Raw genomic sequence first — 23,663 nt, 5'->3', positions numbered from 1 at the left:
CCAAGGAGACTGCTCATGCAGGGTAATACCCCGGTCGAATGTGAAATCCTCAATGTCATTCAGGGTGCGGGCATCTGGCCCGATTGCGATGATAAAACGCAGCTTCTTCAAGCCATCGAAGCGCTGATTTCAGGCGGTGGTTCTGGTGGTGGCGGTGTCGTCGCTGGCAGTGAAATCGGTTCGGTTTCAGCTTTCGCCATGCCAACCCCACCAACTGGCTGGCTGGTGTGTGATGGCTCGGCCGTTTCTCGTACCGAATATGCTGATCTGTTTGCGACCATTGGCACGCTTTGGGGGCATGGTGATCAGGTTTCGACCTTCAATCTTCCGGACCTCCGCGGCGAATTCATCCGTGGTTTCGATGATGGTCGCGGCGTTGATGATGGGCGTGTGTTTGGGTCATGGCAGGAAGATGAATTCAAAAGTCACACGCACGAGTATCATGACTCTCGAGAAGGTGGAGAAGATGATGAGATTTCTCCAACGAACTACAATTTCGGTCCTCTGACTTTCCAAACAGAGCCTACCGGAGGAGACGAAACCCGCCCGCGCAACATCGCGATGACTTATGCGATCAAGGCGTTTTATCCGTCGGCGTCGTAAGGCTGGCGGCTGATTTTATTGCGGGGTCCGGTTTTCCGGGCCCCGTTTTTGTTTGGGGGATGTGATGGCGTTAAGTGATGTGGCGCTGTGTGCGCGGGCGTTGGTGATGATCGGGGCGGCGCCGATTTCATCGTTTGAAGAAGACGTTGCCGAGGCCGAGATTGCCCGGATGCTGTATGCGAGCGTGCGCGACGGGATGCTGGCGGGCTATCCGTGGCGGTTTGCCGGGCGGGGGTGCTGGCTCTCGCGGTTGGCGGACGGGGATGGCGCTGGGGCAGGTTCGGCCAAGGAGGACAGCAATCTGTTTGCCTTGCCACGGGACTTTATCCGCTTGCTGTCGCTGGAAAATGAGGGCGGCAAGATTGCCCGGTTTGAGTTGCGCGATCAGGCGGTTTTGGTCGCAAGTGACAGTGCGCATCTTTCTTATGTCGCACGCTTGCCCGAGGGCAGCTTTCCGGCCTGGTTTGATATGGCCTTGATGGCACGACTGGCGGCCGAGTTTTGTCTGCCGCTGACCGAAAGCAGCACGCGCGCAGAGTACCTTTTCAAGCGGGCCGAGGATCAGTTGCGTGAAGCCAGGCTTGCCGATGCGCAGCAATCGACCCCGCATGCGATTGATGATTTTTCCCTGATTTCTGCAAGGAATTGAGCTCATGGCACGCCGCGTTCTGGAGAAAAACACCTTTTCGACCGGCGAACTGGCCCCGGAATTGTGGGGGCGATCGGATCTGAGCGCCTATGCCAATGGGGCAGCACGCCTGCGCAACGTGTTTATCGAGCCATCGGGCGGGGTGCGTCGCCGTCCCGGCATTCGATTGATTGATGAATTGCCGGGCCCCGCGCGCCTGATCCAGTTCGAGTTCAATACCGAGCAGACCTATCTTCTGGCCTTTGGCGATAACCGCGCGCTGGTGTTTGAGGACGGGGTCGAGACGATCTGGTTTGAAACCACGTTTGGGGTTGAGCATCATGATCTTCTGAACTGGACGCAAAGTGCGGATACCCTTCTGGTGGTGCATCCCGATGCCAAACCTGTCCGGATCACACGCACGGCTGATGGCAGCTGGCAAACCAGCCTTTGGGCCTGGCGCGAAACCAATTTCAGAACCAGCCAGCCCTATTACAAGTTCGTTGAACCGGCTGCGACCCTGACGCCATCGAGCACCAGCGGCACAGTGACCCTGACCGCCAACATGGATGTGTTTGTGCCGGGCCACGTCGGGACCCTGTGGCGGATTCAGGGTATTGAGGGCGAGATTAAAAGCGTTGCCAGTGCTCGGTCCGCCACCATCGCGCTGAAGCAGGCATTGCCGAATGCCAATGCCACCGTTGATTTTGTCGAACAGGCCTTTTCCGAGGTGCGTGGTTGGCCGCGCAGCGTGACCTTTCATCAGGATCGATTGATCATCGGCGGATCGCGCGATCTGCCCAACCGGTTGTGGATGTCGAAATCGGGCGATTTGTTTAATTTCGAGCTCGGCGAAGGGCTTGATGACGAGGCGATTGAATTTGCCCTGCTGGCCGATCAGGTCAATGCGATCACCGGCATTTTCGCCGGGCGTCATTTGCAGGTCTTTACCAGCGGATCAGAATGGATGGTGACGGGTGATCCATTGACACCGGCCAATGTGCAGGTCACGCGCCAGACCCGGATCGGCAGCCAAAGTGATTGCACCGTGCCGCTGGTCAATGTTGATGGGGCAACGCTTTTTGCCGGGCGGAGCGGGCGCGAAATTCGCGAATTCCTGTTTACCGATGTCGAGCAGGCCTATGGATCGGCCGATCTGGCCTTGCTGTCACGGCATCTGATCAATCATCCCATCGATCAGGCCTTTGATCCGGATCGGCGGCTTTTGCATGTGGTGATGCGCGATGGTTCGCTTGCCACTCTGACGCTGTATCGCTCTGAGGCCATCACTGCCTGGTCGGCGCAATCGGTTGCGGGGTGTGCCTTTGCATCCGTTTCGGTCTCAGGCGGCGATGTCTATGTCGTGCTGGAGCGCGACGGACGTTATTTCCTGGGCGTGTTTGACCCGGCATGCGGCTTTGATCTTTATCGCCGCCAGACGGTGGCGACGGGTGAGGCGCCGCGCCGACATTGGGGCAATCTTGATCCGCTCGATGGCCTTGATGTCAGTGTCTGGCACGATGGCGTTGTTGCCCGTGACATCCCGGTTGCCGGGGGCACGATTACCTTACCTGAGAGTATTGGGGCGGTGCCGGAGATCGAGGTTGGTTTGCCCTTTACCCACGAAATTTATGCCCTGCCGCCGGCCGCATCGGATGGCAGTCGCCCGCATGGCGGCAATGCCGTGCGGCTGGTCTCGGTGACCTTGCGTTTGCAGGAAACCGGCCAGCTTCGCGTCGATACCGGTCGGGGGTTGCGCGATGTGGCACTTCCAGTTTCCGCCGATGACAAGGATGCGCTTTATAGCGGGGATATCACGCTGCGCGCGCTTGGCTGGCGGCGGGGCAGTGGGGGGACAGTTAAAAGCGGATTATGGCGCATCGCCGGGGCATTGCCCCGGCCTTTTTTATTGCTCGGTGCGGCCAGTGAAATGGGGGTGAATGACTGATGGGTGGATTTACATCAATCGTGCCGATGGCGGCATCGGTGCTGCAAACCGGACAACGGATTAGCGCCAACCAGACCAATGCACAAAGCCGGATTGATCAAACCGAAGCCGCCCGTCAGGCGGAGCTGGCCGAGATCGCAGCGCGCGAGCGTGAAGACGCCACCAATCGCGAGGAGGAGCTCCGGCGGCGTCAGGCAACCGCGCGCGCCCGGCAAGGGGCATCGGGCCTGATGGCCGGTGGATCCGGGTCGGCCAGTGCGGTTCTGGCAGGTTACGAAAAAGCCGCGCGGCAGGATACAGACCAGAGTGCCGATGCCGCCGCGAGAAACCGCAATCGCATCAACCAGCAGGCCGCTTGGCGTGAAAAGTCGCTGTTGCGATCTTCGCAGGATGACACGGTTGCGCGGCTAAATGCCTGGTTTTCCAAGCGTGATGGTTGGGGCTGAGGTTCTGGGGCTGAGGTTTATTAGGGGGAAGAAGCTATGGGCGCTGTTTTTGCCAATCAGATCCGTGCCGCCATCGCCTTTGTCGGCGATGGCGCGCGCGACACCTTTCCGTTTGACTTTGATGTGTTTGATGCGGGCGATGTGCGGGTGGCGATCAATGGCACGGAAACCGATACTGGCTTTCACATCGCACTCACGCCCACCGATCAGGGCGGGGGTGGCGTGGTGCGGTTTGAAACCCCGCCCAAAAATGGCAGCACGATCCATATTGCCCGGCAGTTGCATTTGCGCCGCCTGAGCAGTTTTGACGCCATGTCGATCCCGCGCGGTGATGCGCTGGAACGTGACCTTGATTTCATGACGGCCGCCCTTGGCGATGTTGATCGCGCGCTTTCCGGTGCTTTGCGCTTTGGCGCGGATCAGGGGGAGGGCGCGTCGGCGGAACTGCCGGTGATCAAGCCCGGTCGGGCCCTGATCTGGAATGCGGATGGCACGGGGCTTGCCAATGGTCCGACAGCCGATGATATCGCGGTCGCAAGCCATAAGGCCAGCCAGGCACAAGATGCCGCTAACCGGGCCGAGGCCGCCGAAAGCCGGTCTGAAACAGCACGTGCGTCCTTTGAACGATCCACAGCCTCGGCGATGCTTGACCTTGATTTTCGCAGTGGCGATGTCCTGGCGTGGGAGGATGAACGCCGCATGCCGGTGATTGACGCGCCGGTCAGCCGGATCATGGATATACGCGAAACCGGATCGCTGGTCCGGCTTTCCAGCGGGGCGCAATTGACCCTGCCGGTGGCGTCCGTTGCGCGCAATGGCGTGCGCTTTCGCGTTTTTAACGGTGATGGCACCATGGTCGATATTACAACGGCGGCGGGGAATGTCATTCGCCCGACCAACGGCGGGGAGGAGGCAGCTGTTTATCCGTTGCCGACAAGGGGTGACATGGTCGATCTGGTCTGTGATGGCACGCGCTGGTTTGCCGCGCCGATCCATGAAAGCGGCCCGGTGGTGAAGCTTTTGCGGGTGGCATCGCAATCGATCCCGGCGGGGGGCGCGTTTCTGGTTGAATGGGATCAGGTGATTGAAGACAGCCACGGGCTTTATGACAGCGGTGTGCATGGCATCACGGCGCTTCCGCCGGGCTTTTATCATGTCGATATCGGGGTGCGTTTCCCGATTACCGACCAGTCGGTCTTTACCACTTTGTCGCTCGAACGCTTTGACGGTACGGATTGGTCAAGCCACCTGCAGGCCAATGATATTACCGCCATGGGCAGCGGGGCGGCGCATAGTTTGCGCCTGAATGGCATTGCCCGGATTAATCCCACACCCGGCACCGGATTGCGCCTGCGTCTGTCGCATAGCGATGCGCAAACACGCGACATTGGCGCAAGCGGTCTTTTGACCTGGTGTCACATTCATCGCATTGGCGGCTAACGTAACGCCACCATCCATCACATGCCAATTAAACGGAGATGCATCCAATGGGATTGCGTTATCAACCGCTTGCGGCCTGCATGAATGTTTCGCGCGCCAGCACCAAGCTTGTTCGCGGCCCAAATGGCCTGCTTGAAACCCGCGCGATTGATGAACCGGCCTATGACCATGATCGGCTTGGTCGTCGCCTGGGCCTTCTGATCGAGGGGGCGGCGACCAATCTGCTGCGCTACTCAATGGCCTTTGACAATGCGCTTTGGGAAAAGAACAGCGGTGTGACCGTGACCAGCAGCACCATTGCCGCCCCGGATGGCAGCCAAACCGCGATGCAGCTTGATCTGCCGGGCACTTCCGGTGGTGCGGATGGACTTTATCAGAATGTTGGTGGTCTTGTGGCCAACGATACCTATAGCTTTGCCGTCTGGATGCGTGCGGTTTCGGGCACGGCTGACATCACGCTTGGCGGGATTGACGGGGCTTCCGCGCATGGCTTTACACTCGATGAAAACTGGCAGCGGCTATGGATCGCGGAACCGGCATCCGGTACGACCCGCTATCCGAAAATCAGCACCGCCATAACTGCCCTTCCGGCCTCCATCCTGATCTGGAATGCGCAGCTTGAAGCCGGACCGGCACCGACAAGTGATATCATCAGCAACGGCATCCCGGCCGCGCGGGCGTGCGATGATGTGCGCCTTGATCCCGGCGACTGGTTCGCGCAGGGGCGCGGCACCTTGGTGTTTGATCTCCATACCGCCAAGGATTGGGCGGGTATCTGGCGGATCGTGCAGCTTTACTCAGCCAGCCTTGATGATGATCACCTTGATCTTGGCTATGACAGTGCCGCCGATCAGTTGCGCATTTCGCTGCGTTCGGGTGGCGTGCCGCTCGTCACCCAGTCGCTTTATGGAGGCCTTGCCAAGGACACCCGTCATCGCATTGCGCTGGCGTGGGATGATGACGTGATTTCGGTCGGGCTGGATGGTGTGGTGCTGTCCTCGCCGGACGGTTTTGCCATGCCGCGCAATTTTTCCAACATCGTGCTGGGTTCCTTTGGCGGCACGGAGAAGGCACTGAACGGCCATCTGCGCAATCTGGCCTATTGGCCGGAAAAGCTTTCCATTGCGCGGCTTTCTGAACTTTCGGTGGGTTAAGCCTCATGAGCACGGATAAAACACCCGACCCGATCATGGCCCTGCAAACCCGGCTGCTGGGTGAATTGCCCGATGACATTGCCATGGCGCGCGATGCCTATCACCGTCTGGCCGGGGAGGCCGCCGGGATCATGGACGCCAGGGAATTCTCCGCCCATCAGGCGGCGTGCAAGGCAGCGCTTGGGCATCTTGAAAGCCTGATCAAGCTTTTACGCTGGGCGTGTGAGGGAGCGGGAGAAGTTGATGACGACGCACCTGAGAAAAGCAATGTCGATCAGCTGATTGCCGAGGCAAAACGCAGTCTTGCGGGCGCCTGAGGTGCTGCGCCCCACCATTCAATAAGCATGGTAGGGCGCATAAATTCAGTAGGACAATGTCACCAATTCGCATTTGGCGTTCTTGCCACCGGCATAGTCGTAAATCACTCTCAGGGAACGACCAGTGCTGCTTGTGACGGGAAGCGTGATTTGCCAGCGGTTAGGCGTGCCCTCGGCAGAAGGCGTGCCACGGCGGATTTCAGATTCAAGGTCTGAGGGGGTATTGATCCCAGCATCCGGGCCGCGTTCACGGACCCTTGCGTAAAAATGAAACCCGTTATCCTGCCAGATTATGGGCAACATTTTGCTCCACTGGTTGTTGGTAACCTGTTTCCAGAGATTATCAACATTGCTGCCGCTTAGCGAAAACGTTGTCGGGGCACAGGCCGATGGCGGCTTGGCGTGTGCAGGCAGCGCCAGCAAAAAACCAAGTGTCAGGAAAAGAAAGGCTGCCATCAGGCCGCCAAAACGCATGCTGCGATAGGTCTGCATTATCGGGTTGCTCCTTGTTGTTATGGTGTTCAGACACAGCTTTGACGTCGCCCGGACGCGAACGTGACAGACCGCAACAACCAAATTGATGGAGTGAGGAAAATGCCAATGGCACAGGCCCGCTTCGCCGAATTCGTCTGGATCTGGGATCAGATGTTGGGGCTCAGCCTTCCGGCCCATCATCGCAAGATGGCCGATTGGCTTGAAGGCTGCTGGCAGTCGGGCAAGCGGGAAATGCTTTTGATGGCGTTTCGCAATTCCGGCAAGTCGACACTGGTCGGGCTGTTTTGTGCCTGGGTGCTTTATCGTGATGCGGATATGCGCATTCTGGTTTTGGCCGCTGATCTTGATCTGGCGAAAAAGATGGTGCGCAACGTCAAGCGCGTGATTGAACACCATCCGTTGATGAGCGCCCTGTTGCCTGAAAAGCTGATCGATTGGGGGAGCGAGCGGTTTACCGTGGCGCGGACGGCTGTGTTGCGCGATCCGTCGATGCAGGCGGTCGGCATTGGCGGCAACATTACCGGGTCGCGCGCCGATCTGGTGATTTGCGATGATGTCGAGGTGCCGAAAAACAGCGACACCGCCCATAAACGAGCAGAACTGCGCGAAAAGCTTGGCGAGATTGCCTATGTGCTGGGGCCAAGCGGTGCGCAGCTTTATGTCGGTACCCCGCACAGCTATTACTCGATCTATGCCGGTGAAGCACGAACTGAAATCGGCGAAGTTGCCCCGTTCCTTGCCGGGTTTTCACGCTTTGAGCTTCCCATCGTCAATAAGGACGGGACATCAAGCTGGCCGGAACGGTTTGACGCAGCCGCGATTGATGCGATGCGGATCCGCACGCCAGAGCGAAAGTTTCAAAGCCAGATGATGCTTGAAATGATGGCCCCGGTGGCCGGGATGCTCGATCCGGCAAAATTGCGGTTCTACGACGACACGGCCGAGATCACCCATGGCAATGGCCGCATGAGCCTTCGGATTGGCGGGCGCACCATGGTCGCCAGTGCCTGCCATTTCGATCCGAGTTTCGGGTCGCTTCGGGGCGACGGGGCGGTGGTGGCCTGTGTTTATATCTGTGATCAGGGGGAATATTGGCTGCAGGATATCGCGTGGCTGCGGGCGGCCAACCCGGGCGATCCGGCCGAAAGCGGTGACAGGCCATGGCGCGATGAAGCCAGCCAGCTTTGTGCGCAGGTGGCGGAATTTATGGCGCGCCATCACTTGCCGTCGGTCCGGGTCGAGACCAATGGCATTGGCCGGTTCCTGCCCAATATTCTGCGGCGTGAACTGAAATCAATCGGATGGGCGGCAAGCGTCGTAGAACATCATGAGAGTACCAACAAGGCCACCAGGATCGAGGATGCCTTTGGCGCGGTGATGGGGGCAGGATTGCTGCATGTCCATCGCGCTGTTTGCCAGACACCGTTTCTGCGCCAGATGCGCGATTGGCATCCCGATAACAGCAATGCCAACAAGGGCGCCGATGACGGGCTTGATGCGGTGGCGGGCTGTATTTTGCATGATCCGGTGCGTTTGCCGCGGGTCGATATGCCGGTCAAACGAGCCGATTGGCGGGCACAAAGCGGGATTTTCCGGGCCGATAGCCATTTCAACCCGTGAGAGCGGGCTTTCAATTCGTGAGGGAGTGAAAAACTTTCTCACAATGCCAAATGGTTAGCGCGGGTCTGTATCACATTTGTGAAATATTCATGGAAAATTCAGCTTTGGTCCCTACGTTTATTATATGGAAGCATAGTAAGTAATTTTTCTTCCTATACTAAAGTGAGTTTTCGAAGCCAGAAAAAGACGGGTCCCGGCCCATGAAGCCGGCACAAGGAAACGGCCAAAGATCATTTGTTGATTGATTTTGCAGTACAGGAAAACAAGACGTCCATGTGGGCGCACCTGACTGCCAGGAGGCCTGACCATGTTGAAAACACTGAGCTTGATTGCTGTGGTGGCAGGTGCCGTTGCAGTAACACACACACCAGCCTCGGCATCCCCTGTCTGCGGGGATCGATCCAAGGTGATCGACAGCCTGAGCGCAAAATATTCCGAAGAACCGGTCGCGGTCGGCGTGACATCCAATGGTGGCGTGATCGAGGTGCTTAAAGCCCCCGATGGCCAGACCTGGACCATCCTGTTTACCTATCCGTCCGGCCCAAGCTGCCTTGTCGCCTCTGGCGAGGCCTGGCAGGACCTTGAAGAAAAGCTGAAAGGGCCGGCGGCGTAAGCTTCTCGCCACGTGCCTCCTGACTGCTTTGATCGCTTATCCAGCCCGAGGGATGTCGCCCCGGGTGGAGAAGAGGTCGACCTGACCCGCAAACCATCGGTTTGCGGGTTTTTCTTTGTCTGAAAATCGAGGCCCCCATGACCCTGCCTGTGACCCAGACGGTTGATGTGATCTGGTGGATCACGGCTGTTGAAATTCCCGCTGTTGCCAGCCTGTTCTGGCTGCATTGGCGGATGCGTTCCGAACTGCTTGGCCGGGTGGAGCAACTCCGTGCCCGCGAGGAATCAGATGCCAGCGACCTGCGCGATGCCTTGGCTGCCTTCAAGCTCGATGTCGCGCGCAACTATGTCTCCATCCCCTATCTCAAGGATGTCGAAAAACGCCTGACCGGCCATTTGCTCCGGATCGAGGCCAAGCTCGACATGCCCCCCATCCCGACCAAAAAGGATCTGAGCCTATGACCGACCCCCAAACCCTGACCAGATCGGTATCAACGCCGGTTACTGATCACGATGCGCTGACCGAGGTCGAAGTGCTTGCCCGCACCCTCTATGGCGAGGCGCGCGGCGAAGAACTTCGCGGGATTGAGGCCGTGGCATCGGTCATCCTCAACCGGGTGGCATTTGCGAAGCGGCGCGGGCGCTATTGGTGGGGCAATGACATCAAATCAGTGTGCCTGAAACCGGCACAGTTTTCCTGCTGGAACGAAGCGGACCCCAATCGCAAGAAACTGCTGGCACTCAGCCCGCGTGACCCGGCCTATCGTCTGTGCAAACGCATCGCCAAGCGCGCGGTGACGGGTGAGCTTCCCGATCAAACCGATGGTGCCACCCACTATCACACCCATGCGGTCGATCCGTTCTGGGCACGCGGCCATGTGCCGTGTGCGGAAATCGGTAACCACCTGTTTTACAAAAACATCAGTTAGGGAGGTACCCCATGATCCCGGCATTGCTCGCCCAGATCGGCCTGCCGCTTTTGATGAAGGCGGTGGGTGCGGGGCTTGATCATATCGACAACCCGATTGCCAAAACCGCGGCCGACGGGCTTAAACAGGTGGAGGCCGCCGTCACCAAGGGCGACGTCACGCCCGAACAAATCATGGCCGCCAATCGCCACACCGAACGCATGGCCGAAATCGAACTGGCGCGTGATACAGAAACCCTCAAATCCGTCAACCGCACCATCCGCGCCGAGGTCGCCAGCGAAGACGCGTTTGTGCGGCGCTGGCGCCCCAGCTTCGGCTACGCCGTTGCACTCACCTGGATCATGACCATGGGCGCCATCGCCTATGCCATCATCCTGACCCCACTCCAGGCCCCGGCCATCATCGCAGCGCTGGTCAATACCAGCCCGATCTGGGGCATTGCGCTCGGGGTTTTAGGGGTGAGTGTGGTGAAAAGGAGTGCGGATAAGAAGTTGGGGTAGCCGACATTTGGCAGTAAGGTTCTACTTCGCCGGAGAAAGGGTGTAAATTCCTCTCAAGCCGTTATTGCGCTAGCCAGATGCGATTTCAATCTCGATGAAGTTTTATTTTGATAGCGCAGATAGTCATTTTTAGCCCCTAAGGTGATCTAAAAGCGCACGAGCCTTCTTCAATTCGAATGTACACTTCTCAACATGGGGGATAATCCCGGCCATTTGAAATGTCTCTAGGGCTTCTTTAGTCTGAGCAACGGCGAGCTCTGCCATGGTGAGATCAGATTTACGTGCCGCGATCATACGAGTACATATGGCGTGGTTAGTCAATGTCATAGCCCATTGAATTGGTCCACGGTCTCGCAGGTGTTCCTCAAGGGCGGACTGGCAAGCTGCAATGGCCTGCTCAAGCCGTTCTGTTCCACCTTCTCGTTCACCGAGTGTGCGAAGTGCATTGCCTAGATTGTTTTGCGTCATCGCCCAAGCAAGGGGTACAAGGTCTCGCCGTCGTTCTTCGAGAGCAGACTGGTAAGCGGCAACGGCCTGTTCAAGCCGCTCTGTTCCGCTTTCGCGCGTGCCAAGCGCTGCCAGCGCGTTGCCTAGATTGTTTTGCGTAATTGCCCAGTCTAGCGGCACTCTATCCCGCCGGCGTTCCTCAAGGGCGGACTGGAAGGCGGCAATGGCCTGCTCAAGTCGTTCTGTTCCGCTTTCACGCTCCCCAAGTGCTTGAAGCGTGTTGCCAAGGTTGTTTTGTGTCGTCGCCCAGTCTAGCGGAACACGGTCTTGTAGTTGTTCCTCTAGCGCTGACTGGAAGGCTTCGACGGCTTGTTCAAGTCGTTCTGTCCCGTTTTCGCGCGTTCCTAGTACTGAGAGTGCCGTGCCGAGGTTGTTTTGCGCCATCGCCCAGAAGAGAGGAACACGGTCTTGCTTGATTTCTTTGAGTGCGGATTTATAGGCGACAACTGCCTGCTCCAGTCGTTCTGTTCCACTTGCTCGCTCTCCAAGTATTCGAAGCGAGTTCCCAAGGTTGTTTTGAGTCATGGCCCAGTCGAGCGGTGTGCGGTGTTCCTCAAGCGCAGATTTATAGGCGACAACTGCCTGCTCCAATCGTTCTGTTCCGCTTTCGCGAGTCCCAAGTGTTGAAAGTGCGTTGCCGAGATTGCTTTGCGTCGCAGCCCAGTCGAGCGGCACGCGGTGCCGCAGTCGTTCCTTGAGTGCGCACTGGTAGGCGGCAACTGCCTGCTCGAGCTGTGCCGTTCCGCTTTCGCGTTGACCAAGTGTCAGAAACGTGTTGCCAAGATTGTTTTGTGTCGTCGCCCAGTCAAGCGGCACGCGGTCCTGTGGTCTTTCCCTGAGTGCAGACCGGTAGGCGGCAACAGCCTGCCAAAGTCGCTCTGTTCCGCTCTCACGTTCTCCAAGGATTGAATATGCAGTTCCTAGGTTGTCGTTCCAATGTCCGATCTGCTCAAATCCAGATGCACGTTCCAGCGCTAGAACAGCTATTTCGATTGCAACTTCCAGATCAAAATTCAAGCCAGCATCACGACCGCTTTCAAACCATTTGCGGTACGCGCCATTAAGCGCAACTAACTGGTCGTGTTTTCTATTTGGATGCTTTAGTTCGGATATGTGCGCGATACGTCTGGCGGCGGAAATTGCATTTTGACGCAGAATGTCTTGCTTGAGGCCTGCTTCCAGAATTTTTAGGCCGACCTGTAATGCTTCGGTTTTACGTTCAGTCTCACGGCGCTCCCACTCTTTAAAGCCGTGATCCGCTTCGGCGGCGGCAGCATCAAAGTCATTCGCGTCATATTTCTCCCGCACTCGTGCAAGCACCGCCTCGACAAAAACACCAAGATTGCTGCGGCCGCGTCCTTGTTGCTCGACCTCGATCGCAATGTTTGCGTTACGTTCAAGTTGCTTAAACGCCTGATCAATGTCGTTTACGTTATTTATGTCAAGTGCGGTAATGCGTGCAATTGCCATGACTTTTTGTTGAGTAACATTTTCCGCTTCCAGCTTTCTGGATAGTTCTTCATTTTTGTTCAGTTGTTTAACCAGTTGCACTGCAAGTTCATTATTGTCGTCAACAGAGTTTTGAAGCTTGTCGAGCTTGTCCTCCATCCGGTCAAGCTGATGCCTTGCATCTGTTATAAAGCTGGAAAGGTCTGGGAACTCTGTGCACTTTTGGCGGGTGAGTTCACTGAGCATTCCGCGAATATCTGCTAGTTCAGTGGCAAAAAAGATCGAGCGGAAGCGTTCATTGGTTTTTAGTTCTTCAGTGACAAAAAGCGAGAAGGCCTCATACCAGCCTGCGCCCTCTTCTTCGCCCTTGAATAAGCGTACAAACAGTACTGAGGGTGCCCGACCTGCGTCGTGAGTGATTTCTTTGAGGGCTCGTGCTTCGCAATCTAACTGTGCTTTGCGGTTCAAGTCAGCATAGCTTTGATGTGTGGTGGCGGTCGCAAGATATTCCAGAACATCGTTAATATCATCCGTGCCGAGTACATCGTGATCGATGTTTTGGTCGCGAAGGATTGTGAGGCGGGCGTCGATGAAGGCACGTAGGTTGTTCGCAAACGCATGGTCATCAGAACCGATTTCATGGTCCGGGAATGTCGTCAGCAATTTGGTGTAGCGCCTTGCGATATGATCAAGCGCACAGATATGTGCGGTGCGCACGCCCTTGACCAGATCGTGATTGTGCGGTGTTGCCCGTCCTGCGAGTGCCCGCTTCTTACACCCGTGCAGCCAATCCTTGACCGGTCCGATTCCTGCAACTGTTCCTGCAGCTTTACCAACTACCCCAAGGATAGATGTCGCGGTCGCAGTGGCAATGAATTCTGGCAAATCTATCTCCGCAGGGTGAATGCAAAATGCACGACCATTTTGGCGGGAGTATTGCTACCTGACTACTTCTTTTTATTAGTGTTTTGAATTTTATTGCTCTGTTTTCAAGATGCACCGATGAACCCTGGACTGTTTTAGGAAAGTGGCAATGTCTTCGGGCGCGTATCCCAATAACTCCCCCATTCTCGCGGAATCCGCATCGTGATCTGTCACCGTTCCGACGCATAAATTGCGACACATCACCAAGGCTTCCTCGATCCGCCATTCTTCGCCGGGCAGGGCATAGAACAGGTAGCGCATCTCATAGGGTGGGCGGGGGATGATTTCCTCAATGCGGATGATCCGGCCTGCCTCAACGTATGGGGCAAAGTCGGCTTCGGGGAAATAGTCGCTGACATGAACCGCGTCCGAGAACATCGCCATCGGCTTTGTTCCGGCCAGCATCAGTTCCAGTTCGCGATCATTGTGCGGGCCGATGCCCGGCGGAAGTTCGAAATCATCATCCATGGGATCACCCGAGTTTTCTGATCCAGGCTTCACACCGGTTTGAGACATCGTCAACGATATGGTCAAGCCTTGGGCTATCGGCATCCGTGTCGCGTACTTCATCGCGCAGCGGGTTGATGGTTTCGCGCAGTTTCTTTGCCATGGTGAGCAACGCCTTGCGGAGCGCCGTGGGGGAGCTTCCGATCATACGGGCCTGAGATTCCCAGTGGGGCCAGTCCAGTTCGGTCGGGTCAAAGCATCCGCCGATGGATTGGGCGAGGCGGGGGCGCTGGCTTTTGAAGCAATCGCGAAATGCCGCACCATTGTTGACGTCATAGAGCGGACTGATCGCGGTGTGGACATTGGTCGCTTTGGCATTTGTCGGGCGCTGCCGATAGATCAGGGAATAGTTCTTGGCGTGTGCATCCGGGTTGCCGATCAGGAAATTGAAAATCACAAAGCCAAGCAGTTTGGGGATGTCGCGCGCCGGGATGGTGGATGCCTGTTTGGTGAGCGCAAACATCGCGGCAAGGTCCGGCCCGCCCTGACGTTCATATTTGACATCCGGATTGACCCCAAGTGCCTGACAGACATCTTCCTGATGCAGGCGGGTGACGCGGACGCCGTTTGATGTCTGGGCATAGGCGCGGTCAAAGCGGGTGACGAACAGGACAGGGCGATCATTGAACAGGCGGATTTTGGTGTGCGCGGCATCAAGGCCGACCTTGCGCGCAAGCTTCATGCAGAAATGCTCGGTCCGGGTAGAGTCCGGCAGTCGTTCGATATCAACTTTAAGGATATGGGTACTTGGATATCCGCCAAACGGCAGGGAGATTTCCTGTGTGGCTGGATCGATATAAACCGCGGCCTTGTCATTCACCCCGGCCAGTGACAGGACAACTTCATCCTCTTCTATGAAAAGCGGTCTTTGGGGCAGCTCGGCAATGCGTTTGGCAAGATCATCGGTCGAAATCGCCGAAAGATGGGCATCGGATTGCAGGGGGCTTTTTGCCTGATCGGGATGGATCAGCATCAAGGCCCCGGCGCAATCGCGCCCGATATGTTCCAGAATGCCAAACTCGTCCGTCGGGGCGACATCAAACAATGCCGCGATCTGGCGCCGGACATCCTTTTTATCGGGCAAAAGCCCGTCAAAGAATGGTTCAATGGCCTGATGGTCAAACGCACCATCCCGAAGCGGAATGCTTTGCGAAACCGGATAGGCAGCGGGGCTTGCAAGCCATTCCGGGTCATATTCAAATGACATATAGCCGCGCACATCGGCGCGTAAAACACCAACCCTGTCGCGGCCATTGGCAAGGACCAGAAGGGTTTTGGTCATGCCCGGTCTCCGTCCGTTTGGCCGGGATCGGGTTCTGATGACATATCCGACCAGTCCAGCATCACCTGACCGCCAAGGGCACGGGTGATGTCCAGGATATTGGCAAAGCCCGGATTGTCGGCCTTGCCGGTTTCAAGTTGGCTGAGGAACTTGACGCTCAAGCCCGTGGCAAGCGCCAGATCGGTTTGCGACAGACCAAGCGCCTTGCGGGCCTTGCGGATTTCCGGGCCAAGCTGGTCCATGCGGGTGATGTGCACGGCATCCTCCAAATTTACCTATGGGTAAATTTAGGGGGTTTTTCTGCGAATGTAAAGTGAAGTTTACCTATAAGTAAAATTCGGTGATTGTGGCCCGATTTTTAGTGATATTTTACTTATGGGTAAAATGTGGCGCTCCTGCGAATTTACAGAAGCGCCAAACTTTGGTCCTGACACCACTCCGTGCTTAAAGCGCAATCTCAAGGTTTTTCATCACCTTGCCCTGACCACCTGCCAGAAGGCCGGTGATGCGGCCATCTTTGAGCTCCAGCGTAACCTTGATCTGGCTGGGGGATGGTTCCGCCATGAATTCGCCCTGGGCGATCAGGAAGCTGTCCTTTTTGATGTCCAGCAGGTCATGAAGCACGCAGGCCAGCGGGCCGGCGGCCATGCCGGTGGCGGCTTCTTCGGTGATGCCATAGCGCGGGGCGAACATGCGGGTGGTGGCGTCAATGCCTGCGTCGTCTGCGCCACCGGTTTTGGTGGTGAAGATATAATAGCCAATCAGATCAAGCTTCTCGCTAATCGCGTTGATGGCATCCTGATCGGACGTGATGTTGGCGAGCGTCGCCTGATCTTTCACGGCAATGACGATGAAGTTGTTGCCGGTATTGACCAGCACCGGGCGAGCACGGTCATCGAGATCATCGGCGGTGATCGCAAGCGATTGCAGGACATCACAGAGCGTGACGCCGTGATCAGGCCAACTGGTGGCCGGGGTGTAGGTCGGGGCCAGTTGCTCCATATAGGCCATGCCGTGATCAAGGATGATCTTGCGCGGGCCATCGACAGTTTCCTTCGACGTCTCGCCATCGCCAAAACGTTCCAGTTCGGCGAGGTAGGAGAATGTCGCGATGGTCGCATGGCCGCAATGGGCGATGCGTTTGGTCGGCGTAAAGAAATCAAGCTTGATGCCGCAGGTCTCGGATTTCGAGACAAAGGCGGTTTCGGAAAGCCCGACTTTCTGGGCGATCAAAAGCTTTTGCGCGTCGCTGTATTGATCGGCATCCAGCACGACACCGGCCGGGTTGCCGCCCTGACCATTTTTCACAAACGCATTGACGATTTGCACCGGGACGGTGTGGGTATTTTCTTGAGATGTACTCATGACTCTATTCCTGCTAAAATCTCTGTTGAGGCTGTTTTAATAAATCTCACAGGGATTCTGGACTCATATATAGATGAAGAAATCTCATGAAATGTCGCGGAGCGATCTGATTGCGCGGGTGAGCCCCCTAGCCCCGGTGTTGGCCGCGATTGCGCGTGAAAACAGTTTCAGCAAGGCGGCCGAAAAGCTGGGTGTGCATCAATCGGCCGTCAGTCACCGGATTACCCAGCTTGAAGAGGCGCTTGGCTTTGCGCTGTTTGAACGTACCACACGCCAGATCACGCCGACCGAATATGGCCGGGTGCTGTGTGCGGCTGCGCTTGAAACGGTGGATGTCTGGGACGGGGCGTTTGACCGGCTGGACAAATTCCGGACAGAGGGCACGGTGAGCCTGTCAGTGGCATCCGCACTTGCGATGAAATGGGTGTTGCCAAACCTCACCAGTGCCCAGCAGGCGGGGCTTGAGATCGCCTTGGACGTCAATGACCGGCCGGTGGATTTCAGCGCTGGCACGATTGATGCTGCCATTCGCTTTGGCACCGGGCCGTATCCCGGTTTGCATTCCAGCTTGCTTAAAAAGGCAGCGATCGTGCCGGTCGCCCGTCCGGGCTATGTCGGCGGGGGCAGGGGGCTTGAAGGCATTCTTGGCGATCCTGACGTTACCTTGCTTAAGGATGCAGTGGGCGAACGCGATGGCACGGATTTCAGTTGGGGCTATTATTGTGCGCAGGCCGGGGTAAGCTTTGATACGGATCGCACGGCATTGGCCTTTGATCGCGCCGATCTGGTGTTGCAGGCCGCGATCAATGGCATGGGCATCGGGTTGGGTCGAACGCTTCTGATTGAAGGCGATATCGCGCAAGGATTCCTTGAGGCGGTTGGTCCGGCGGTTCCCATGAAATCGGCCTATTGGCTGGTCTGCCGTGCCGAGTTTGCCAAGACAGAGCGCCATGCGAAGCTTTTGGCCTGGCTGAAGGATCAGATGAAATAGGCTTGCCGTTTCGCACGTGTCTGCCTAAATTCCCGCCATGACAAATACAACTGATGACATGATCTATCGCGTATTGGGTTCGGATGAATGGGCAGAAGCGCTCAGTGCCGGACAATATGACGGTGCGCCGCACGATATCGCCGATGGCTTTATCCATTTCTCGACCCAGGATACGCTGGCCGCAACGCTTGCGCTGCATTATGCCGGGCGGGATCATTTGAAATTGCTGCGGGTGCCGGTCGCACCGATTGCGGCGAAAATCAAATGGGAACCGGCCCGTGGCGGCACGCTGTTCCCGCATCTTTACGATGTGCTGTCGGTAGAGCACGTGACCAAGGTCGATGAAATTCGCCTTGATGAAAACGGTGTTCACATCCTGCCGCAAGATTTGCGCTAAATATTTGTGCTGTGATCAGCTGTCCGTATCGGTTGGGTGCCAGTAATCCTGCCGACCGTGACGGACATGCAGGATCGAAACCTGTCGATCGTTGACGTAATAGAAAATCCGCCACGGCGTTCCGCGCCCGTATAAAAGCTGGCGGATTTCAACATCAAATTCCTTGCTTTCCGGGGCAATTGGATTTTTGAACGGCAAGGTTTCAAGGGCTGTGATCGCATCGCGTAGGCCGTCCCGCCAAGACAGGGCGTAAGCCGGGTTTTCGATCCGAAGCCATTCAAATGCTTTGCGGATATCCTGCGCCGCGTTGGGCGCGATGATCACCCTGTAATGCTTCATGCCAATTTATGCCGCCGGGTCGGAAAGCGTGGCAAAGAAGTCCTTGGCGTCTTCCCCTTCGCCCTGGTCAATCTGGGTCAATCCCTTGCGGATGCCAGCAACGCTATCGGCGTATTCAAGCCGGTTTTGCATTTCCTGCCACGCGCCCGCATCCATTACAACGAGGCTTGCCTTGCCATTGACGGTCAGAAAGGCGGGTTTACCCGTTTCCTTGAGCCGTTTGGTGAATTGCGCAGTTTCGCGTTTGAACTCGGTCAGTGGGCGAATGTCCTTGGTGATATCCATTTTCGCACCTTTAAAGCATCTTTTGAAATGCGAATTTAGCGCATTTTTGCTGTAAATGCGATCTTTATCTGGATTTAAATCCCGCGCGGTTTCCAAAGATATAATCGCCCGCCGCCCTTCTTGGTGCCGGTATCGATCACCCCGGGGAGCTTCCCGGCGCGCACGGCGTTAGGCTCAGGACCTATTGATTTGGTCTGAATGGCAGACGTTATATTTGTGAAATCCAAGGAAAATCCCGCCGGGCGGGCTGGTATCCCGGCCAAGGGGTTTGACGCAGGAAGTTGCAAATATAACGTCTGTCCTTCGGATTCTCCGGATTTGCACGGGCTACTTTGTCGCAAAACCTTGAAAGATTCATATCTTCCTGCGGCTTTGCTTCGCGTATCCGCACAAATCCGGAGAACCATTCAAACAAAATTAATAGGTCCTGAGCCTGGAAACGCGTGGCCGAGTTTGACCTTGTCGCCGATATAAAGCGCATCCCAGTCACAACCATAGATTTCATGGAAGTGAAACGGGCCGGGGCTTCGCGCGGCAAGGGTTGCTTTGAGTTTATCAAGATCAAGCTGTGTCATGGGGTGATCTCACCATAGTTGCGGCGGGTTGGCATTGTTCTGGCGCAAATTGGCCGGAAACAAGCGCGCCCGTCAGGCGTTGTGGTTTCATGCATACCATTCAGATCCATAGCCAAAAGGCCAGGCCATGACAGCGCCGAAAAATGCAAAGGTCGCGGATATCGTTGCCCGGATTGGTAAGCGTGCAGAAGGCGACCGCCATGTTTCGGTCGGCGATATCGTGGCCGAGCTGGGAGAACGCAGTCAGGGTCCGTTTCTTCTGGTGCCGGCCCTGATTGGGGTGTCGCCAATTGGAGGCATTCCCTTCGCGCCAACCTTTCTGGCCGCACTCGTTGCCGTGTTTTCGCTGCAAATCATCATCGGACGCACGCATTTATGGTTGCCGGACGTTTTGGCTACGCGGGAAATTGGGGGTGAGAAGGTCCGTGCCGGGCTGGAAAAGATTGATCCGGTGGCCAAGCGCATGGATCGCTGGTTCGGGGGTCGGTTCGAAAGCCTGATCAGTGGCGTTGCCGTGCGGATCGCGGCGCTGATGTGCCTGCTCCTGTCGCTGTCGATGCCGATGTTTGAGCTTGTCCCCTTTGCCGCCATAGCGCCGCTGAGCGCCATTGCCGCCTTTGGCTTGGCGATTTTGGTCAGTGACGGGCTTTTGATGCTGGCCGCCATTGCCATGACCCTCGGTACCGTGATTTTGATGTTTCAGATCATCTGAGGCATTTAGCCCGGCGATCACTTGAATTGCCGATCTTGGTGCGTAAAGAGAGCGGAAATAACTTTCGCGCCTGTTCTTTTGGCTTTAGCTTCCCTCAACGTCGTTTGGACCCTAAGAGAACAAGGTTTCATGAAAGTATTACTGACGGGGGCAACCGGTTTCCTCGGCTCGCGATTGGGTGAAATTTTAACGCAGCGTTCGGATGTCGAACTGACTGCAGCTGTCCGTCGTCCTGTTGAAGTGCCGGCCCGGCGCATTGTTCAAGTGCCTGAACTGGATGGCAATACCGATTGGTCTGAGGCTGTTCGCGGCCAAAACGTCGTTATTCATGCTGCCGCCCGCGCGCATGTGATGAAAGATACCGCGACTGATCCGTTGCGCGAATATCGGCGGGTAAATGTTGATGGGACACTTAGTCTTGCGCGGCAGGCTGCAGAGGCCGGTGTAGGGCGATTTGTCTTCATCAGTTCGATCAAGGTGAACGGTGAGGAAACATCAAAGGGTCAACCCTTTACAGCCGATGATGATCCAGCGCCCAAAGATGATTACGGTATCTCCAAGCGTGAAGCAGAACAGGGACTTTTCCAGCTTGCTTCCGATACCGGGATGGAGGTTGTGGTCATTCGCCCGCCACTGGTCTACGGGCCCGGGGTGAAAGGCAACTTCGCCAGTATGATCCGGCTTATTGACAAGGGCATACCGCTGCCTTTGGGGGCAATTCATAACCGGCGGTCGCTGGTAGCACTCGATAATCTGGTCAATCTGATCGTGACTTGCGTGGCCCACCCCGATGCCGCCAATCAGGTTTTTTTGGCGGGCGATGGGCAGGATGTTTCGACGACGCAGCTTTTGCGCGGGGTCGCGACAGCCATGCGCAAACCTGTTTGGTTGATACCCGTGCCGGAATTCTGTTTGATGTTCGGGGCCAAGATGCTGGGCAAAAAGGCAATGGCGCAGCGTCTTCTGGGGTCGCTGCAGGTTGATATCTCCAAAGCAGAAAGGCTTTTGGGCTGGAAGCCCCCGTTGTCGGTTGAAGACGGCTTTCGCCGTTGTTTCAAACAGGATTAAAAGAACAACAGCCCGCCGATGGTTCGGCGGGCTGCTTTTTTGTGTTTGTGGTCGGTGTTAACTTACGCGAGTTCCGCTAGGGCAGAGGCGTTGAAGTCTTCCAACTGATCATAGGCGCCGCTTTTGACCTTGTTGGCCCACTGCGCGTCGCTCAGAAGCGCGCGGCCAACCGCGATCAGGTCAAACTCGCCCTTTTCCATGCGATTGATCAGCTCATCAAGGCTGGCCTTTTCCGATGCTTCGCCGGAAAACGCGCCGATAAAGTCGGATGACAGGCCGACAGAGCCGACCGAAATCGTCGGCGCCCCGGTCAGTTTCTTCGCCCAACCGGCAAAGTTCAGACCCTTTTCGCCATCAATCTCGGGGAATTCCGGTTCCCAGAAACGGCGTTGCGATGCGTGAATAATGTCCACCCCGGCCTCGACCAGCGGGCCGAGCCAATCGGTCATTTCATCGGGCGTATAGGCAAGGCGGGCGGTAAAGTCCTGCTGTTTCCATTGGCTGACGCGCAGGATGATCGGGAAGTCCGGGCCCACGGCCGCGCGCATGGCGGTCACCACTTCGCGGGCAAAGGTCGAACGTTCCTTGATCGTCTTGCCGCCAAAGCGATCGGTGCGCAGGTTGGTGCCGGGCCAGAAGAACTGATCAATCAGATAGCCGTGCGCGCCATGAATTTCAAAGGTATCAAAGCCCGCATTCTTGGCATCCAGGGCGGCCTTGGCGAAGGCGGCAATCGTGTCGGCAATGTCAGATTCCGTCATCGCATTGCCGCGCGGATCCTCCGGGCCAACCAGACCCGACGGGCTTTCGACCGGTGCGTCCGGTTCCCAGGCGTCCGGTGTACGGGTTGATCCGGTATGCCAGATCTGCGGACCCATTTTGCCACCGGCCGCATGCACGGCATCGGCAACCGCTTTCCACCCGGCCATCGCAGCCTCGCCATGGAAAAGCGGAATGTGCGGAAGGTTACGCGATGCCGGGCGATCAACCACGGTCCCCTCGGACAGGATCAGACCAACACCGCCTGCGGCGCGCTTGCTGTAATAATCGGCATTGGCGGCACCGGGAATACCGTCCGGTGTCTTGTTACGGGTCATCGGCGCCATGACAATGCGGTTGGGGAGATCGAGCGTTTTCAGCTTGAAAGGTGTGAAGAGAATGTCGGGTTTTGACATTGGATATCCTTTGATCGGAATTTCTGTTTTGGTCGCTCCTAGATATTCCGGAAATGGCGGCTGTCAATCTGTGGCCACGCGATAAAAACATTGGTGCATGTTTTTATGCAGTAAAGCGCCTGAGATCGTTGATCGAGCGGTCATAAGAAAATAACCGGCCGCATGGTGCCACTTAATGCCATTGATCCTTGCCCAAAAGCCCTTGGCCGCGTAAGAAAAGGGCATGTCCTTTCAAGCACGGAGCGTCTCGCGTGGGGTGGTATAAGTCACTGGTTTTGCCGATTGTCCGCTGGATTGATGCCGAGACCGCCCATGGTCTGGCGATCTGGGCACTGAAAAACAATCTGGTGCCGCGCGCGGATGACGCGACCGACGCGACCCCGATGCTCGAAACCGAGGTGTTCGGGCGTAAATTTGCCAATCCGGTCGGGCTTGCCGCGGGCTTTGATAAAAACGCCGAAGTCCCTAACCAGATGCTGTCGCACGGGTTTGGCTTTGTTGAAATCGGCTCGGTGACGCCTTTGCCACAACCGGGTAATCCGAAACCCCGTCTTTTCCGGCTGTATTCCGACCGGGCGGTGATCAACCGCATGGGGTTCAATAATGACGGGGCCGAGGTCGTCGCCAACCGCCTGCGCAAACGCGCACGGCGCGGCGTTTTGGGGGCCAACCTTGGCAAAAACAAATATTCCGAAGACGCGGCCGATGATTACGCCAAGGGGGTCGAGGCACTTGGCCCCTATGCCGATTATCTTGTGGTCAATGTGTCCTCGCCCAATACGCCGGGCCTGCGTGCTTTGCAGGGGCGTGCTCCGCTTGAGAAGCTTTTGAAGGCCGTGATCAAGGCGCGGAATTCCTTTGCCAAGGGTGTGCCGGTGTTGTTGAAAGTCGCCCCCGATTTGACCGAGGAAGACAAATCCGACATCGCCGCCGTGGTCACCAAGGTGAGGCTTGATGGCATGATTGTTTCAAACACCACGATTGATCGGCCGGTCGGGCTTAATTCCTATGATCAGGATGAAAAGGGGGGGCTTTCCGGCCCGCCTTTGATGGAACCCTCCACCAAGGTTCTGGCCGATTTTTACCGTTTGACCGAGGGCAAGGTGCCGCTCATCGGGGTTGGCGGGATTGCATCGGGCAAGGATGCCTATGAGAAGATCCTCAATGGTGCATCGCTGGTGCAGCTTTATTCGTCGCTGGTTTATCACGGTGTCGAGCTTGTCACCGAGATCAAGGAAGACCTTGCACGGCGCCTGCGCAAGGATGGCTTTGCCAATGTGTCGGATGCGGTCGGTGCTGCCTTTCCGGAAATTTCGGGCAAAGGTATTCCGGTCGATGAAGCCCGTTCTGCCAAGGCCGCCGTGGCCACCAAATCAAACAAGAAATAACACAAGG

At 56.7% G+C, this 23,663-nt stretch carries 27 protein-coding genes; 17 read left to right on the top strand and 10 right to left on the bottom strand.

The features are described 5' to 3' along the window. Positions 1-15 precede the first annotated feature (15 nt). The 7 genes from TH2_RS09555 (at position 16) to TH2_RS09525 (ending at position 6,536) form a co-directional block, all read left to right on the top strand. Positions 16-603, top strand: a complete 588-nt coding sequence (locus tag TH2_RS09555; protein WP_008890217.1) for a phage tail protein — start codon at positions 16-18, stop codon at positions 601-603. Between the two features lie 64 nt (positions 604-667). After that, entirely contained in the window at positions 668-1,252 is a 585-nt protein-coding gene (locus TH2_RS09550) for a phage connector family protein (protein ID WP_008890216.1), read from the top strand. A 4-nt stretch (positions 1,253-1,256) separates the two neighbouring features. Continuing rightward, positions 1,257-3,179 (top strand): phage tail protein, encoded by a 1,923-nt coding sequence (locus TH2_RS09545; protein ID WP_008890215.1) that lies wholly within the window; start codon positions 1,257-1,259, stop codon positions 3,177-3,179. Continuing rightward, a complete protein-coding gene (locus TH2_RS09540; protein WP_008890214.1) occupies positions 3,179-3,625 on the top strand; it encodes a hypothetical protein in 447 nt (148 codons plus the stop codon). The genes TH2_RS09545 and TH2_RS09540 overlap by 1 nt, the downstream gene beginning before the upstream one ends. 36 nt (positions 3,626-3,661) lie before the next feature. Further along, positions 3,662-5,065 carry a hypothetical protein gene (locus tag TH2_RS09535; RefSeq protein ID WP_008890213.1) on the top strand — a complete coding sequence of 468 codons (1,404 nt, stop codon included), beginning with the start codon at positions 3,662-3,664 and terminating at the stop codon, positions 5,063-5,065. A gap of 47 nt (positions 5,066-5,112) precedes the next feature. Further along, positions 5,113-6,219: a phage head spike fiber domain-containing protein gene (locus tag TH2_RS09530; RefSeq protein ID WP_008890212.1), complete on the top strand. Its 1,107-nt coding sequence runs from the start codon at positions 5,113-5,115 to the stop codon at positions 6,217-6,219. Between the two features lie 5 nt (positions 6,220-6,224). After that, a complete protein-coding gene (locus TH2_RS09525; RefSeq protein ID WP_008890211.1) occupies positions 6,225-6,536 on the top strand; it encodes a hypothetical protein in 312 nt (103 codons plus the stop codon). Positions 6,537-6,581: 45 nt separating this feature from the next. Here the strand turns inward: TH2_RS09525 and TH2_RS09520 are convergent, their stop codons facing one another. Continuing rightward, positions 6,582-7,028, bottom strand: coding sequence for a hypothetical protein (locus tag TH2_RS09520; protein ID WP_008890210.1), 447 nt, complete (start codon positions 7,026-7,028; stop codon positions 6,582-6,584). Between the two features lie 108 nt (positions 7,029-7,136). On the opposite strand from TH2_RS09520, the gene terL reads away from it, so the two are divergent. The 5 genes from terL to TH2_RS09495 all read left to right on the top strand — a co-directional run bounded on the left by terL (position 7,137) and on the right by TH2_RS09495 (position 10,692). After that, a complete protein-coding gene (terL, locus tag TH2_RS09515; RefSeq protein WP_008890209.1) occupies positions 7,137-8,651 on the top strand; it encodes a phage terminase large subunit in 1,515 nt (504 codons plus the stop codon). A gap of 307 nt (positions 8,652-8,958) precedes the next feature. Further along, positions 8,959-9,264: a hypothetical protein gene (locus TH2_RS09510; protein ID WP_008890208.1), complete on the top strand. Its 306-nt coding sequence runs from the start codon at positions 8,959-8,961 to the stop codon at positions 9,262-9,264. A 137-nt stretch (positions 9,265-9,401) separates the two neighbouring features. Next, a complete protein-coding gene (locus tag TH2_RS09505) occupies positions 9,402-9,725 on the top strand; it encodes a hypothetical protein (RefSeq protein WP_040823358.1) in 324 nt (107 codons plus the stop codon). Beyond that, positions 9,722-10,192, top strand: a complete 471-nt coding sequence (locus tag TH2_RS09500; protein WP_008890206.1) for a cell wall hydrolase — start codon at positions 9,722-9,724, stop codon at positions 10,190-10,192. The genes TH2_RS09505 and TH2_RS09500 overlap by 4 nt, the downstream gene beginning before the upstream one ends. An 11-nt stretch (positions 10,193-10,203) precedes the next feature. After that, positions 10,204-10,692: a 3TM-type holin gene (locus TH2_RS09495; RefSeq protein ID WP_008890205.1), complete on the top strand. Its 489-nt coding sequence runs from the start codon at positions 10,204-10,206 to the stop codon at positions 10,690-10,692. A 129-nt stretch (positions 10,693-10,821) separates the two neighbouring features. On the opposite strand, the gene TH2_RS20535 is transcribed toward TH2_RS09495, so the two are convergent. The 5 genes from TH2_RS20535 to TH2_RS09470 form a co-directional block, all read right to left on the bottom strand. Continuing rightward, positions 10,822-13,533, bottom strand: coding sequence for a tetratricopeptide repeat protein (locus tag TH2_RS20535; protein WP_008890204.1), 2,712 nt, complete (start codon positions 13,531-13,533; stop codon positions 10,822-10,824). Positions 13,534-13,623: 90 nt separating this feature from the next. Continuing rightward, the gene (locus TH2_RS09485) at positions 13,624-14,040 is read right to left on the bottom strand and encodes a hypothetical protein (RefSeq protein ID WP_008890203.1); all 417 of its coding nucleotides are present in this window, start codon (positions 14,038-14,040) and stop codon (positions 13,624-13,626) included. 4 nt (positions 14,041-14,044) lie between these two features. Next, entirely contained in the window at positions 14,045-15,361 is a 1,317-nt protein-coding gene (locus tag TH2_RS09480; RefSeq protein WP_008890202.1) for a type II toxin-antitoxin system HipA family toxin, read from the bottom strand. Continuing rightward, a complete protein-coding gene (locus TH2_RS09475; protein ID WP_198155623.1) occupies positions 15,358-15,618 on the bottom strand; it encodes a helix-turn-helix domain-containing protein in 261 nt (86 codons plus the stop codon). The genes TH2_RS09480 and TH2_RS09475 overlap by 4 nt, the downstream gene beginning before the upstream one ends. Positions 15,619-15,805: 187 nt before the next feature. Continuing rightward, a complete protein-coding gene (locus TH2_RS09470) occupies positions 15,806-16,726 on the bottom strand; it encodes a PhzF family phenazine biosynthesis protein (protein WP_008890200.1) in 921 nt (306 codons plus the stop codon). A gap of 73 nt (positions 16,727-16,799) precedes the next feature. On the opposite strand from TH2_RS09470, the gene TH2_RS09465 reads away from it, so the two are divergent. Continuing rightward, the gene (locus TH2_RS09465; protein WP_202949003.1) at positions 16,800-17,717 is read left to right on the top strand and encodes a LysR family transcriptional regulator; all 918 of its coding nucleotides are present in this window, start codon (positions 16,800-16,802) and stop codon (positions 17,715-17,717) included. A 37-nt stretch (positions 17,718-17,754) separates the two neighbouring features. Continuing rightward, positions 17,755-18,114, top strand: a complete 360-nt coding sequence (locus tag TH2_RS09460) for a DUF952 domain-containing protein (RefSeq protein ID WP_008890198.1) — start codon at positions 17,755-17,757, stop codon at positions 18,112-18,114. A gap of 15 nt (positions 18,115-18,129) precedes the next feature. Here TH2_RS09460 and TH2_RS09455 read toward each other — a convergent pair whose 3' ends face one another. The 3 genes from TH2_RS09455 to TH2_RS21260 all read right to left on the bottom strand — a co-directional run bounded on the left by TH2_RS09455 (position 18,130) and on the right by TH2_RS21260 (position 19,313). After that, entirely contained in the window at positions 18,130-18,453 is a 324-nt protein-coding gene (locus TH2_RS09455) for a type II toxin-antitoxin system RelE/ParE family toxin (protein ID WP_040823356.1), read from the bottom strand. Positions 18,454-18,459: 6 nt separating this feature from the next. Beyond that, positions 18,460-18,738 (bottom strand): type II toxin-antitoxin system Phd/YefM family antitoxin, encoded by a 279-nt coding sequence (locus TH2_RS09450; protein ID WP_008890196.1) that lies wholly within the window; start codon positions 18,736-18,738, stop codon positions 18,460-18,462. A 407-nt stretch (positions 18,739-19,145) separates the two neighbouring features. Beyond that, entirely contained in the window at positions 19,146-19,313 is a 168-nt protein-coding gene (locus TH2_RS21260) for a hypothetical protein (protein ID WP_157193999.1), read from the bottom strand. A gap of 127 nt (positions 19,314-19,440) precedes the next feature. Here TH2_RS21260 and TH2_RS09440 point away from each other — a divergent pair, with 127 nt between their 5' ends. Together TH2_RS09440 and TH2_RS09435 are read left to right on the top strand one after the other, a co-directional pair. After that, positions 19,441-20,025, top strand: a complete 585-nt coding sequence (locus TH2_RS09440) for an exopolysaccharide biosynthesis protein (protein WP_008890194.1) — start codon at positions 19,441-19,443, stop codon at positions 20,023-20,025. 21 nt (positions 20,026-20,046) lie between these two features. Beyond that, complete coding sequence (locus TH2_RS09435; RefSeq protein ID WP_238538681.1) at positions 20,047-21,093, top strand: UDP-glucose 4-epimerase family protein; 1,047 nt, start codon at positions 20,047-20,049, stop codon at positions 21,091-21,093. A 62-nt stretch (positions 21,094-21,155) separates the two neighbouring features. On the opposite strand, the gene TH2_RS09430 is transcribed toward TH2_RS09435, so the two are convergent. Then, complete coding sequence (locus tag TH2_RS09430; RefSeq protein ID WP_008890192.1) at positions 21,156-22,268, bottom strand: NADH:flavin oxidoreductase; 1,113 nt, start codon at positions 22,266-22,268, stop codon at positions 21,156-21,158. Between the two features lie 251 nt (positions 22,269-22,519). On the opposite strand from TH2_RS09430, the gene TH2_RS09425 reads away from it, so the two are divergent. Beyond that, positions 22,520-23,656 carry a quinone-dependent dihydroorotate dehydrogenase gene (locus TH2_RS09425; protein WP_008890191.1) on the top strand — a complete coding sequence of 379 codons (1,137 nt, stop codon included), beginning with the start codon at positions 22,520-22,522 and terminating at the stop codon, positions 23,654-23,656. Positions 23,657-23,663 lie beyond the last annotated feature (7 nt).

Origin of the sequence: Thalassospira profundimaris WP0211, from assembly GCF_000300275.1 — a bacterium.
Taxonomy (GTDB): Bacteria; Pseudomonadota; Alphaproteobacteria; order Rhodospirillales; family Thalassospiraceae; genus Thalassospira; species Thalassospira profundimaris.
This window is presented reverse-complemented; position numbering and strand designations above follow the sequence as displayed.